This window comes from Glycomyces salinus, assembly GCF_016428645.1.
GTDB lineage: Bacteria > Actinomycetota > Actinomycetes > Mycobacteriales > Micromonosporaceae > Glycomyces > Glycomyces salinus.
In genome coordinates, this window is sequence record NZ_JAELXW010000086.1 from 1 (window position 1) to 12,303 (window position 12,303).

General features: G+C 67.6%; 18 protein-coding genes and 1 tRNA gene. 10 read left to right on the forward strand and 9 right to left on the reverse strand.

Annotation, left to right across the window (positions count from 1 at the left end):
• Nucleotides 1–909 (reverse strand): glycoside hydrolase family 3 protein (locus JFB92_RS19385; protein ID WP_307789220.1); only part of this gene is annotated, 909 nt, incomplete at its 3' end.
• A 258-nt stretch (nucleotides 910–1,167) separates the two neighbouring features.
• Between JFB92_RS19385 and JFB92_RS19390 the strand changes: the two genes are divergently transcribed.
• A complete protein-coding gene (locus JFB92_RS19390) occupies nucleotides 1,168–1,791 on the forward strand; it encodes a nucleoside/nucleotide kinase family protein (RefSeq protein WP_199042621.1) in 624 nt (207 codons plus the stop codon).
• A gap of 15 nt (nucleotides 1,792–1,806) precedes the next feature.
• On the opposite strand, the gene JFB92_RS19395 is transcribed toward JFB92_RS19390, so the two are convergent.
• On the reverse strand, nucleotides 1,807–2,454 hold the full coding sequence (locus JFB92_RS19395; RefSeq protein ID WP_199042623.1) for a cellulose binding domain-containing protein: 648 nt from the start codon (nucleotides 2,452–2,454) through the stop codon (nucleotides 1,807–1,809).
• A gap of 171 nt (nucleotides 2,455–2,625) precedes the next feature.
• Between JFB92_RS19395 and JFB92_RS19400 the strand changes: the two genes are divergently transcribed.
• The 3 genes from JFB92_RS19400 to JFB92_RS19410 all read left to right on the forward strand — a co-directional run bounded on the left by JFB92_RS19400 (nucleotide 2,626) and on the right by JFB92_RS19410 (nucleotide 4,765).
• Nucleotides 2,626–3,573 (forward strand): TIGR01777 family oxidoreductase, encoded by a 948-nt coding sequence (locus JFB92_RS19400; protein ID WP_199042626.1) that lies wholly within the window; start codon nucleotides 2,626–2,628, stop codon nucleotides 3,571–3,573.
• 10 nt (nucleotides 3,574–3,583) lie between these two features.
• Nucleotides 3,584–4,099 (forward strand): AAA family ATPase, encoded by a 516-nt coding sequence (locus JFB92_RS19405; RefSeq protein ID WP_199042627.1) that lies wholly within the window; start codon nucleotides 3,584–3,586, stop codon nucleotides 4,097–4,099.
• Nucleotides 4,100–4,474: 375 nt separating this feature from the next.
• Nucleotides 4,475–4,765 (forward strand): helix-turn-helix transcriptional regulator, encoded by a 291-nt coding sequence (locus tag JFB92_RS19410; protein WP_199042629.1) that lies wholly within the window; start codon nucleotides 4,475–4,477, stop codon nucleotides 4,763–4,765.
• A gap of 78 nt (nucleotides 4,766–4,843) precedes the next feature.
• Here the strand turns inward: JFB92_RS19410 and JFB92_RS19415 are convergent, their stop codons facing one another.
• On the reverse strand, nucleotides 4,844–5,143 hold the full coding sequence (locus tag JFB92_RS19415) for a DUF5818 domain-containing protein (protein WP_199042631.1): 300 nt from the start codon (nucleotides 5,141–5,143) through the stop codon (nucleotides 4,844–4,846).
• A 371-nt stretch (nucleotides 5,144–5,514) separates the two neighbouring features.
• Here JFB92_RS19415 and JFB92_RS19420 point away from each other — a divergent pair, with 371 nt between their 5' ends.
• Together JFB92_RS19420 and JFB92_RS19425 are read left to right on the forward strand one after the other, a co-directional pair.
• On the forward strand, nucleotides 5,515–5,751 hold the full coding sequence (locus tag JFB92_RS19420; protein WP_199042633.1) for a hypothetical protein: 237 nt from the start codon (nucleotides 5,515–5,517) through the stop codon (nucleotides 5,749–5,751).
• Nucleotides 5,752–5,876: 125 nt separating this feature from the next.
• Nucleotides 5,877–6,278: a VOC family protein gene (locus JFB92_RS19425; protein ID WP_199042635.1), complete on the forward strand. Its 402-nt coding sequence runs from the start codon at nucleotides 5,877–5,879 to the stop codon at nucleotides 6,276–6,278.
• Between the two features lie 40 nt (nucleotides 6,279–6,318).
• Here the strand turns inward: JFB92_RS19425 and JFB92_RS19430 are convergent, their stop codons facing one another.
• The gene (locus tag JFB92_RS19430) at nucleotides 6,319–6,714 is read right to left on the reverse strand and encodes an excalibur calcium-binding domain-containing protein (RefSeq protein WP_233163534.1); all 396 of its coding nucleotides are present in this window, start codon (nucleotides 6,712–6,714) and stop codon (nucleotides 6,319–6,321) included.
• 225 nt (nucleotides 6,715–6,939) lie between these two features.
• Nucleotides 6,940–7,554, reverse strand: coding sequence for a TetR/AcrR family transcriptional regulator (locus JFB92_RS19435; RefSeq protein WP_199042639.1), 615 nt, complete (start codon nucleotides 7,552–7,554; stop codon nucleotides 6,940–6,942).
• A gap of 99 nt (nucleotides 7,555–7,653) precedes the next feature.
• On the opposite strand from JFB92_RS19435, the gene JFB92_RS19440 reads away from it, so the two are divergent.
• On the forward strand, nucleotides 7,654–9,261 hold the full coding sequence (locus JFB92_RS19440) for an FAD-dependent monooxygenase (protein ID WP_199042640.1): 1,608 nt from the start codon (nucleotides 7,654–7,656) through the stop codon (nucleotides 9,259–9,261).
• Nucleotides 9,258–9,956 (forward strand): MBL fold metallo-hydrolase, encoded by a 699-nt coding sequence (locus JFB92_RS19445; RefSeq protein WP_199042643.1) that lies wholly within the window; start codon nucleotides 9,258–9,260, stop codon nucleotides 9,954–9,956. The genes JFB92_RS19440 and JFB92_RS19445 overlap by 4 nt, the downstream gene beginning before the upstream one ends.
• Here JFB92_RS19445 and JFB92_RS19450 read toward each other — a convergent pair.
• The 4 genes from JFB92_RS19450 to JFB92_RS19465 form a co-directional block, all read right to left on the reverse strand.
• Complete coding sequence (locus JFB92_RS19450; RefSeq protein WP_199042645.1) at nucleotides 9,925–10,509, reverse strand: hypothetical protein; 585 nt, start codon at nucleotides 10,507–10,509, stop codon at nucleotides 9,925–9,927. The genes JFB92_RS19445 and JFB92_RS19450 overlap by 32 nt on opposite strands.
• Nucleotides 10,510–10,602: 93 nt before the next feature.
• A tRNA-Ser gene (locus JFB92_RS19455) sits at nucleotides 10,603–10,690 on the reverse strand.
• A gap of 19 nt (nucleotides 10,691–10,709) precedes the next feature.
• A complete protein-coding gene (locus JFB92_RS19460; protein WP_199042646.1) occupies nucleotides 10,710–10,964 on the reverse strand; it encodes a hypothetical protein in 255 nt (84 codons plus the stop codon).
• A 49-nt stretch (nucleotides 10,965–11,013) separates the two neighbouring features.
• Nucleotides 11,014–11,151: a hypothetical protein gene (locus JFB92_RS19465; RefSeq protein WP_199042647.1), complete on the reverse strand. Its 138-nt coding sequence runs from the start codon at nucleotides 11,149–11,151 to the stop codon at nucleotides 11,014–11,016.
• 127 nt (nucleotides 11,152–11,278) lie between these two features.
• Here JFB92_RS19465 and JFB92_RS19470 point away from each other — a divergent pair, with 127 nt between their 5' ends.
• A complete protein-coding gene (locus JFB92_RS19470) occupies nucleotides 11,279–12,094 on the forward strand; it encodes a helix-turn-helix domain-containing protein (RefSeq protein ID WP_199042648.1) in 816 nt (271 codons plus the stop codon).
• A complete protein-coding gene (locus JFB92_RS19475; RefSeq protein WP_199042649.1) occupies nucleotides 12,091–12,267 on the forward strand; it encodes a DUF397 domain-containing protein in 177 nt (58 codons plus the stop codon). The genes JFB92_RS19470 and JFB92_RS19475 overlap by 4 nt, the downstream gene beginning before the upstream one ends.
• The last annotated feature ends 36 nt before the right edge of the window (nucleotides 12,268–12,303 follow it).

The window sequence follows — 12,303 nt, forward strand, 5'->3', positions numbered from 1 at the left end:
GGACATGATGGTGTCCACGCCGGAATCGATCGCGGCCTGGAACGGCGGGGCGTCGAGCTGCTGCCACTCCTCGTAGGTGTGGGTGATCAGCGGCAGGCCCACGTGGCTGTCGGTGTCGGTGTCGCCGTGGCCGGGGAAGTGCTTGACCGTGGAGGCCAGGTCATCGTCGGACTGGTAGCCCTCGACCTGCGAGGCGACCATGTCGGAGGCCAGTCCCGGGTCGGAGGAGAACGAGCGCACCCCGATGACGGGGTTGTCGGGGTTGACGTTGACGTCGGCCACGGGCGCGAAGTTCTGGTTGATGCCCATGGCACGCAGCTCGTCGCCGCTGATGACGGCCGCGTCGTAGGCGGCGTCGGGGTCGTGGGTGGCGCCGAGCGCCATCGCCCCCGGCAGTTGGGTGGCGGGCGCGCCGATGCGGGTGACCAGGCCGTGCTCCTGGTCGGTGGAGATCAGCAGGGGAGTGCCTCCGGCCTCGGTGGCGGTCTCCTGGAGCCCGTTGGACAGGCCGGTGATCTGCTCGGGGTCGTTGACGTTGTCGGACCAGGCGAAGTAGATGACCCCGCCCAGGTGGTACTGCTCCAGCAGCTCGTCGGCGTTGTCGACGCCGTGCAGGTCCTGGTTGAGGGCGACGTTGTCGGGGTCGGTGGTGTCCGAGGTCTCGCCGTAGGCGTAGGTGACGAACAGCTGGCCGACGCGCTCCTCGAGGCTCATGCCGTGCATGTGGTGCTTGACGAACAGCTTCTTCCAGAACTCGTCCCAGCCGCCGTGCCCCTGACTGTGGCCGGGGTTCTCCGGCGGGCCCTGGGGTTCGGCGCCGGCCGGTGCGGCCGCCAGCGCGGCGGCGAGGGCGGCGGTGAGGCCGATGGCCCACAGCCGCTTCGATCTTGTCCTGAGGTTCGGCTTCATGGTGCAGACTCCCGTCTGGACAGGGGTAGTGCGCGGCCGCCGGTCCCCGGCCGAGACTGCCTGTTGTGGAGTGTCCGACCGGAGGGCGATCGAGCCTTTTCGGGTGGGTACGGCCCTGAGGATCATCCTGGCAGAAACCTTCACAACAAATCAATACACTGAAGTGAAATTTCATTGGGTATTCCAGGGGTGGTACATAAGCTCCCAATACCGCATAAGACTACAGAATGCCCCGGAACCGGAGAGGACAATGGCCGAGTGAGCGACCCACTCGAGAACGTCTACTGGATCGGCGGCGGAAGCGGCGCGGGCAAGTCGACCGTCGCCCGCCGCCTGGCCCGAGAGCGCGGATGGCGTCCATACGAGACCGACGCCGTGATGGGCGACCACTCCCGTCGGACGACGCCCGAACGGGCGCCGTTCCTCCACCGGTTCATGGCCATGGGCATGGACCAGCGGTGGGTGGAGCGGTCCCCGCGGGACATGCTGGAGACCTTCCACTGGTTCCGGGGCGAGGGCTTCGACCTCATGATCGAGGACCTGCGGGCGATGCCGCCGGGGCCGCCGGTGGTGGCCGAGGGCTTCCGGCTCCTGCCGCGCCTGGTGGCCCCGCTGGCCGCCGCGGGCCGGGCGGTCTGGCTGCTGCCGACCGCCGAGTTCCGGCGGGCCGCGTTCGAGCGCCGGTCGGTGCCGGGGAGTGACTTCGTGGACAGGACGAGCGACCCCGATCGCGCCATGCGCAATCTGGCCGAGCGGGACCGGATGTTCACCGACCGGCTGCGCGGCGAGCTGTCACGGCTGGACTTGCGCGCCATAGAGATCGACACGAGCATGAGCGAGGACCAGGTCTTCGGGGCCGTCGTCGGCGCCTTCGGGGCCTGAGCACTCGGCGCCCGATCAGTCCGGGGCGCAGGGGACGGTCGCCGGGAGGCTGTAGCCTTCCGCGGCGCTGCCGTTGAAACTCGGTTCGGCGCTCTCCCCGGGGTCGAGGTCGCCGTTGACCCAGCCGTTTCCGTACCGGTCGCCTTCCACGTGCTCCATGCCCCACGTGGCCGTGATGTCCACGTCCTCAAGGGCGAGCACGACTTCCCAGCCGTCGAAGCCCTCCTCGCCGGTGTTGACGACCTCGACGGTCACCGAGATCGTGTCGCCCCACTCGCTGTCCAGGTGCAGCGCGGCCGTGCATCCGGGCCCGGTCTCCTCCGAGTCCTCCGGGTCCGGCTCCTCGGCCTCGGTCTGCTCCTCGGTCTCCGGGGTCGACTCCTCGGCGGTGGGGCTTCCGTCGTCGCTGGGCGTGGCCGTGTCGGTGGCCGCCTCGGTGTCGGTGTCAGAGGATTCGTCGGGAATGGGGGAGAAGAGCGGGTCGCTCAACTCGCCGCCGCCGGAACCCACGTCGTCACCGCCGCCGAGCGCGGCGGCCAACTGCCACACGGCGATCGCCAGGGCCGCGACGGCTAGGCCGCCGAGCGCCTTGAGGGCCCTGCCGTGCAGGCGACCGCGAAGCAGGGAGGGGCGGTCCTTCCAACGGGCCTTCCAGGATCGCATCCCAATCTCTTCCAAAATGGACAAACGAGGGTCAGTCGGACACCCGCGATGAGGTCCGCACGGAGCTTATCCGGTCCCGCTCAGGGAGCGGTCAGGAGTGGACTCGGAATTCGTCGCCCATCGGTCCGGCCTTCGAATTCCCGTTAGGATCGGGCTCGGGGGAGGTCGAAGATGAGGATCATCATACCCGGAGGAACAGGACAGGTCGGCAGCATTCTCTACCGTTTCCTGACCGAGGCCGGTCACGAGGTCGCCGTCCTGACCCGGCGCTCGAGCGCCGACCACGAGATCGCCTGGGACGCCGACTCGCTCGGGCCCTGGGCCGAGGCCATCGACGGCGCCGACGTCGTCATCAACCTGGCCGGACGCAGCGTCAACTGCCGCTACACCACCGCGAACCTGCGGGAGATGCTCGCCTCCAGGGTCCACACCGCCCGCCTGGTCGGCGAGGCGATCGCCGCCGCGAAGGATCCGCCGCGGGTGTGGCTCCAGATGAGCACCGCGACCATCTACGCGCACCGGTTCGACGCGCCGAACGACGAGGACACCGGCGTCATCGGCGGCGACGAGCCCGAGACCCCCGACTACTGGCGCTTCAGCGTCCACATCGCCCAAGCCTGGGAGAGGGCCCTGCGCAGGGCCGATACTCCCCGGACCCGCAAGGTCGCGATGCGGACGGCGATGGTCATGAGCCCGGACCGGGGCGGTGTCTTCGACGTCCTGTCGGGCCTGGCGAGAATCGGCCTCGGCGGCCCCGTGGCCGGTGGCGCGCAGTACGTCTCGTGGATCCACGAGCACGACTTCGCCCGGGCCGTGGCGTTCCTGATCGAACGCGAGGACCTGGAAGGGCCGATCAACCTCGCCTCTCCGCGTCCGCTGCCGCAGCGCGAGCTCATGCGCCAGCTGCGCAGGGCGTGGAAGAGGCCGGTCGGCCTGCCGGCGACAAAGTGGATGGCCGAGATCGGCGCCTGGGCGATGCGCACCGACACCGAGCTGCTGCTCAAGAGCCGCCGGGTGGTCCCCGGCCGACTCCTGGAGTCCGGCTTCGAATTCGAGCACCCGGACTGGCCCGAAGCGGCCGCCGAACTGGTCGCCCGGGCCAAGCACAGGCCCGGATAGACTTCCGGCGATGATCATCTGGCTCAACGGCACCTACGGCGCGGGCAAGACGACCACCTCGAAAGTCCTCGCCGAGACGCTTCCGGCGCGGATCTTCGACTCCGAGCACATCGGGTTCCTGCTGCGCCCGATCATCGGGGACATCCCGTGCCGGGACTTCAAAGAATGGAAGCCGTGGCGCGGCCTGACCATCGAGACCGCGAGGCAGGTCGTCGAGTTCACCGGCGACAAGCTCGTCATTCCGCAGACCGTGCTCCAGCGCGAGTACTGGGACGAACTGCGCGACGGCTTCGTCGAGCACGGCATCCCCTTCCGCGCCTTCACCCTGCACGCCAAGCGCGAGGTGTGGGCCCAGCGGGTCGAGGACGACCGTGCGTTGGAAGATGCGATGGACTGGCGATTGAAACACCGCTTGCTCTATGAAGAGGCCATGTCCTGGCTGGTGGAAAAGACGACCCTCATCGACACCACCGACCTCACCCCGGAGGAGACGGCGAAGCGGATCGTCGCCGACTTGACCGAATAGATCCTCCGCCGCTCAAGCCGCAGAGGACGCAGAATGGTTTACGCCGGTATTTGTGAATCTTCCGCAAGGCCTTTTCTGTCAGGGGTCTTTACAAAAAAACATCCGAGATTATATGTGGTATCAATCACATATGCAATTCCGCATTGTAGGAATTCCCTGGTGCGCGGGGTAGCAGCGGGTGGTCGACCAATTGCGAGGCCGTGATCGATGACACCTGCGTCCAGTATTCTCGCGAATGGAAATCAGACATCTGCATCCCTGATGACCACCTTCCTGGATGAAGGAGTCCGCGCGCCCCTCGATGACCGATTGATCATTCTGAGTGGCCGATGCGGTTCGGGAGACATTCGGGGTGCGTTGTAAGGAGAGAGGCAGATGCCCGGAAAAAGCTATCCGGATCTCGACCCCGCAGAGCACATCACACCTCGTCAGCGACAAATTCTGATCCACCTGGTGAGAGGAAAGACCAGAGAGGCGGTGGCTCGGGACCTGTACCTGTCGAGGAGCACGGTGAACCGCGACATCAAAGGCATGTCGGTGATGCTGGGCGCCAATTCCCCCGAGGCGCTCGGTGCCATGGCGCTGTGGAGGGGACTCATCGGCAAGGAGCACCTCACGTCTCCGATCGACTGGAGCCGGCCGCATAGTCCCGATTCCGAGCAGTGAGAGCCGACGGTCGCCTAGTTCGTGACGCCCTGCCGGTGGCGGGCTGGAGATCGGTAGGATTCCAGCCCGCCGGGAGTTCTAGTAGCCGTTGACGCTGATCACGTGCAGCGGAGTACCTTGCATGCAGTACGAGGCGCCGTCGGGGTCGAGGACGCCTCGCACGACGACCTGCTGTCCGATGTAGCTCGAGTTGATGTTTCCGGTGAGCTGGTAGGTGGAACCACCGGTAGTGGTCAAGATCAGGCAGTCGTGCTCGACACCCGCTTCGACGGTTCCGACGACGGTGATGAAAAAACTGGTGTCTTGGGTGGTCGAGACTTCGTTTTGCGCCTCATGCGCAATTTGCGCGGACGATGTGCCCGCGCCGAGGAACAGCATTGCTCCAGCGGCGAAGACCGATACCGCCGCGGCTCGTAGTCCTGATCGAATCATGAACCATCATTCCCTTCAGTCAGAATGGAACTCACCTTCAGGGATTCATACTGATCCGAGAGCACGACGCGGGGCAATGAACTCCGCCGAAGTTGATTAGATATACCGATATTTGAATTGAGTGGCCAATATTTGAGCCGATTGATCAAGATCAACTTCGTGGCGGGGGCTGGTGCCCGGTGGCTGTGGGAGCGGCGGCGGTTCGAAGGTTCTGGCAACGGGGAAGCCGTGGCCGCGGCTCCGCACGCGGGTGCCCTCGGTGCCTCCCGCTGGCGCTTCGGCCACGGGCCCCCGCGAGCGTCTCCGGAGCGCTCACGTTGGACACCAGCGTCTTCGCGATCGTGGTCTCCTCGTCGGTCGCCGGTGGCTGGGGAGAGACGGCGGTGGGTTCACTGGTGTTCTGGTGGATCGCTGCCGCCGTCCCGGCGGCAGTGGTTCGACGGTTCAGGCCGCGAGGAGACCGCGGTTGCGGAGTCCGCCTGTGGGCGCCCCTGGTGTTCCCGTTGGTCGCCGGCGTGACGCTGGCGATGGAGGTCACGACTCCATTGCCGTGACCGATCGTCAGTGCGGAGCCGGCCAAGTCGTGCTGATGGAGTGCGAATGAGGTTGCACCGCAGTTCGGTACGCCTCGCCTCAATAGTCGATTTCGGCGGTGCCCAACCTGTGGGATGATCGGCCGATGCTACAGCTCACCGATTTCATCATCGACTGCCCGGACCCGAAGGAGCTGGCGGCGTTCTACGCCGAGTTGACCGGCGAGCCCTTCAAGGAGGACATGCCGGACCAGTGGACCAGCATCCGCATCGGCGGAGTCGATCTGGCCTTCTATCGGGTCGAGGACTACCGTCCCCCGAGCTGGCCCGACGACGAGCATCCCAAGCAGTTCCACCTCGACTTCGAGGTGGACGAGTTCGAGCCGGAGCGGCGCCGCATCGTCGAACTCGGCGCGACCCACCAGCGGGACTTCATCTACGACACGGGCTACGGCTGGCAGGTCTACACCGACCCGGTCGGCCACCCCTTCTGCCTGTGCCGCAACAAGGGGGCCACCTGGAGTAGCGGCAGACTGGTCCAGCCCTGACGACCCGGTCGGACCGGCGGGCAGGACTGCGGACGCATCCTTATTCGCAGCCGACGCCGTCGCCGTCCCGGTCGAGGTGGTCGCCGTAGCCGGGATCGCCTTCGTAGACGGGTGCATCCCCGGCGTCGCGGGCCGCGTCGCAGTTCTCGTAATAGACGTCGTCAGACTCATCGGCCGTAGTCGGATCGGGTTCCGGCTCCGGCTCAGGTTCGGGTTCCGGCTCGACCTCCTGTGTCGTCTCCTCGGAGGTATCGTTCGGCTCCCCGGTGGAGGAGGGCTCCGTGGTCGGATCGGCTGCCTCGGTGGTCTCCGCCGACGTGGGCGACTCCGACTCCGGAGCGCCCGGCTCCGTCGCCGGGTCGGATAGGGCTGTGGCAATCAGGCCGATGGTGCAGATCGCGACGAGGGTGCCGAAGACGCTGTAGAGGACGATCATCCACCAGCGCTTGTACCAGGGCCTATCGGGTGGCCGAGGCGGCTGCCCGGGCCTTGGGATCGGTTGAGTCTGGTCGAAGGGGTCGTTGTAGCTCATCGGGATCGGGCTTTCTCGAGTGCGTTTTCCGGGGACACCGATAACGCCGTGATACCGGAGTCTGTCGCATTCCATTGAAGATGAGAGATTTGTTCACTGGACGCTACCACCGGCGGGCGGGCTCGTCAGTCAGTCGATCGAATGACCCGGCATGGCCTGCCGGGGAGCGATGAGGACGCGGGCGGCGCGGCCGAAGTCGGCCGGGTCGAGGTCCGGATCCCATGCCTTCTGGAGCAGGTAGCCCTGGAGCAGGCCGAGGAGGACTTTCGCGGCGTCGTCGGGGTCGGCGGCCGGGTCGACCTCCCCGGCGCGCTGCGCGGTGGCGATGCGGTCGCGCAGGGCCGACCGGACGTTGGCCAGCCGCGCGGCGAGCGCCTCGGCGAGCGGGGGATTGCGCAGCGCTTCTCCCCAGGTCTGCACAGCCAGGCGGGCGCGCTCGTCGGTCCGGCCGAGCGCGTCGAATGCGGCCGGCAGCCCGGCGATCAGGTCCGCCAGCGGCTCCTCTCCGTCGATGCCGCCGGACACCACCGACTCGATGTGCCCCATCGCCTCGACCGAGATCGACTCGATCAGTTCGTCCTTGGCGCGGAAGTACCGGTACACCGCCCCGGGGGACAGGCCGGCCTCGTCGATGATGTCCTGCATGGACGTCCGGTGGAACCCGTCGGCGGCGAAGCGGCGGGCGGCGGCGTCCAGGATCTCCTCGCGCCGCGCGGCGAGGTATTCGGCGGAGACTCTCGGCATGCCGCGATCATAAAGCGAATGCTCGTTCTTGACGAATCGGGGCGCGCCACCTAGCCTTTTAAGAAAACGGTCATTCGCTTTTTATGAGAGAGGTGGGCCATGAACCACACCCCAGTCCTCATCGTCGGCGCCGGACCCACCGGCCTGACCCTGGCCTGCGAACTCGCCCGCCGAGGCGTCGACTTCCGCCTGATCGACAAGCACGCGACCCCCCAACCGCTCACCAAGGCCGCCGCCCTCCACGCCCGCGCGCTCGAGTACTTCGCCGACCTCGGCATCGCCGACCGGGTCCTGGCCGAGGGCCACCGCGTCGACGTCCTGCGGCTGCGCACCGGCCACCGCGACCGACTCGGCGTCGACTTCCGCGTCTTGGAAGGGAGCACCGCCTTCCCCCACATGATCGACCTGCCGCAGCACCGCACCGAGCACCTGCTGCTCGAACGACTCCGCGAACTCGGTGGCGCTGCGGAACGGGAGACGGCCCTCACCGGCCTGTCGTCCGTCCCCGGCGGCGTCGAGGCCCGCCTGGAAGGCCCCGGCGGCGCCGAGACCGTCGCCGCCGACTACACCGTCGGCGCCGACGGTGTCCATTCAACCGTCCGCGACCTCGTCGGACTCGGCTTCGACGGCGAGGCGTACGCCGACCCCTGGGTGCTGTGCGACGCCCAGATCGACTGGCCGCTGCCGCGCAACGAGATGACCTTCTCGGCCGACACCGAAGGCATCTTCGGGGTCTTCCCGCTCCCCGGAGCGAACACCTACCGCATCGCCTACACCCAGCGGAGCACCCCCGAGGGCGGCCTCGCCGAGCCGGGCGTCGCCGACGCCCAGGCGGCCATGGCGCGCACCGGCATCGAGGGAACCATCCGCTCGGCCGGACAGTTCTCGACCTTCTCCCTCGCCCACCGCCAGGCCCCGCACTACCGGGCTGGACGCGTCCTCCTCGCCGGCGACGCCGGGCACGTCCACACCCCGTTCGGCGGCCAGGGCCTCAACCTCGGCGTCGGCGACGCGGTCAACCTGGGCTGGAAACTCGCCGAGGTCTGCGCCGGACGCGCTCCGGCGGCGCTGCTCGACACCTACGAGGCCGAACGGCACCAGGTCGCCCGCCAAGTCGTGACCATGACCCACCTCGGAGCCGAAGCGATGCTCCTGCGCGCCGATCCGCGCCGCCACCTGCGCGACGCGGTCTTCGGTCTCCTGCGCCGCACACCGCCGGCCCGCGCGACGGCGGCCCGGCGGCTGTCGCAACTGGCCCACGGCTACCGGGGCTCGGGAGGCGCCGTCACCGGGGCGGCGGGGGACCGGTTCCCCGACTTGGCGCTGTTCGACGGCACCGCGGGCGAGTCCGTGACGCTGCATCGACTGGTCTCCAGCGAGCACCACACCCTGGTCCTGACCGGCGGCCGCGCCGAACCGGCGGTCAGACGCGCCGAAGAACTGTCGGCCCGAATCCGCCGTGAGTGGACCGCTCCACTGGACACACTGGTGCTCACACCCGACTGGCGGGCCGCGAGCGAGCAGGCCGAAGGCGTCCGCATCGTCCTCGACCGCGAACGCGAAGCGGAACCGCTCTACCGGAGCGGTACGCACGCCTATTTGGTCCGGCCCGACCGGCACATCGGCTACGACGGACCCGCCGACGCCGGACGAATCGCCGCCTACCTCCGATTGGTCTCGCTCGTGCGCAAGGAGGTGCTCGTGTGAACACGGTGGTGACGATCCGTTTCGCGCAGTCGACCCTCTACGCCGTCCGCGGCCCATCGGGGACCGCCCTGATCGACGCCGGACCACCCGGAAAGGCGGCCGCGGTCGAGCGGGCCCTGCGCCGAGCCGGGATCGACGATGTCACGCTGATCGCGATCACCCACTGCCACCCCGACCACATCGGCGGAGCCGCTGCGCTCAGCCGGAGCTTGAAGGCCCCGGTCGCGGTCGGCCGCGCCGAAAGCGACTGGGCGGCAGCCGGGCACAGCCACTTCTACGAACCGCAGCGTCCCTTCGGGAGGATCCTCGACAAGACCATGGGGCGCCGTTACCCGCCCGTAGGACCCGACCTGCTGCTCGACGACGGAGACGCCCTCGACGAGTTCGGAGTCGCGTTGGACGCCTTCGCCGTCCCCGGCCACACGCCGGGGTCGACCGCCTACCTGGACCGCGATTCCGGGGCGGTCTTCGTCGGAGACCTCCTGGCGGGCGGCATGCTCCCGGCGGCCGCACCCGGCCCGCCGTTCCTCGCCCAGGAGCGGGAACGGATCGCCCCGTCCGTCCACAAGGCGCTCCAGACCGGAGCCTCCCGGTGGTACTTCGGTCACGGCCGGCCCGCGAGCGCTCTGGAGGTCCTCCGGGCTTGGGGTCCGGTCCCGGTCGTCAGAGCCGACCCAGCCGTGCCGCGCGGGTGAGGATCGCTTCTGATTCGAGCCGCCAGTGGCGCTTGCGGTCGTTCGGAGTGGACTTCCAGCCGGGTCGAGTGGCCATGCCGCAGATGCGGCCGTCCTCGTGGAGCAGGTCGGCGACTGGCGTGAGGTCGCCGGTCGTTCCGACCACGTTGAGGACGGCGTGCTCGCTGGCGGCGGTCGGCTCGACGGCGAACCGAAATCCGTCGATGTCGAACGTGCCGACCACGCTCGGGGGAAGTTCGGCCCTCGGAGTCTGCGGGAGGTCGGCGTGCCAGGCGGCGATCAGTGAGGCGATGTGGCGGCGCTGGGTCGCCTTCCAGGTCTCGGTCTGTTCGCGCCAGTGCGTTTCCCAGCGGACTTCGCGGACGACGCCTGAGGAGTGGAGGGCGTAGCCGATCTTCACCGGGTGGCCGTGGTAGTAGAGCCAGACCGAGGCGTAACCGGTGAGTCGACGGGCCTTGAGCATGAGCCGGTTGCCCTTCTCGGTCTCCCACTCGCCGAGGATCTCGAAGTCGGTCTTCCGGGCGCGATCGGCGGTTCGTAGACTCTGGGTCATCATCAGTTCCCTTCTCTTGTGATCTGGTGAGCGGGCCGCCAGTTGTGTAGGAACGGTGTGGCGGCCCGCATTTCAGTGCGGGTTATCCGCGAGCGGAGGCGGCGGGATTCGAACCCGCGGCGGGGCGGTACCCCGCTCCGGCTTTCAAGACCGGTGCACTTGGCCGCTATGCGACGCCTCCAAGGTCCGAAGGAGGGCGGTCAGCATGATTGCCCCCAGGCGGAGAGGGCGGCGCGGAGCGCGGTTTCCCGCTCGGATCGCCAGGAGGCGTGGCGGTCGGCGCACCGGCCGAGCCAGGTGACTCGGGGGCGGGGTTCGGTGGCGTCGGTGACGTCGGCGGCGTGTTCGGGTGCGTAGGCGCCGATGAGGATGACGAAGCCGTCCCCGGCGTGGGGGTCGGCGTAGAGCTCGATGCGGTCGCGGCTGCGGGTGTCCCAGTCGGCGACGAAGGTCATGCGGTCGGGAGCGAGGGGCGCTTGGCCATCTGGAGGTCCGCTTCGTACGCTAGGTGTGCTCGTCATCAGAGGTTCCCTCTCTGTTGGTCGAGGAGGCGGGCCGCCAGGAGATGCGTAGTCGTACCGGCGGCCCGCCGGTCTGTATCGAGCCGGTGCCCATGAGCGGGACGATGCCGCCCAGTCGCATCGGTTCTAATTCGACGGTAAGACGCCAGGTACGCGCAACGGAAGAGAATCGCCGAACCGCAAAATGCGGCCCGATATATGCGGCCATGTTCTTGCGGTCAACGCTCACATGGGCTCATACTTTGGGCATGAGCACTACACCGACGCCTACTCTGGCGAAGATTGCGCTTGGAGCTCTGATCACCCGGATCCGAGAGGCATCCGGGAAGGACCGCGGCGAGGTGGCCGAGGCACTCGGGATCGACACCGAAACGGTGCGGCGCTGGGAGATCGGCAAGATCGCCCCGAAGCGCATGGCCATCGAAGCGATAGCCAGGTTCCTTGACGCGAGCCCCGCCGAACTGAGCCGGATGACCACGCTCTCGTTGGAGAGCAAGCAGAGGGGCATGTTCGAGCGCAACAGTGTGCCGCCTGACCTGCGCGTCTTGTACGAAACCGAGGCCACTGCACGGCTCATCCGATCCCTGGAGCTGGAGTACATCCCGGGGCTTCTGCAAACTCCCGAGTACCATCTGACCGCCCAGAACGCGCAAGTGCCCATCGACGAGGGCCACGCGGCTACTCTCCGAAGCGTGCGGACAAGGAGGCAGGAGATCGTGTTCAGCCGCAAGTCGCTGCCGAAGATGCTGTTCATCATCGGTAGGGCTGCGCTCCTGTACCTCGACGATCTGCCCGAGGTCAAAGACGGCCAAATCGCTCGTCTCATGGAGGCCGCCGCACGGCCGGAAATCGAAATCCGAGTGATCACTGGGCTTCACGCGGCCATGCTCGGGTCGTTTACGATCCTCACGCCCCAGGCAAAGACAGGAGCCCGCCCCTTCACCTATGTCGAGGACATCGACGGGGGGCGGTATGTCGAGGGTGAACTAGTGTCGCAGTACGAGGAGGTCATCAATCTCGTCCGCGATCAGCAATCGATAGAACTGGAGGAATACCTGCAATGAAGACGCAATGGCGCAAGTCCAGCCGCTCAGGCAACAGCGGCGCGAACTGCGTCGAGGTCCGCGCCAACGGCTCCCGGTTCGAGGTGCGCGACTCGAAGCTCGGCGATGGCTCGCCGATCTTCGGCATGAGCGCCGAGAGCTTCGTGAGCCTGATGCGCGCCGCCGGGCGCTAGGGCCTGTTTGAGAAGTGAGGGAGCCTCCAGTTAGTT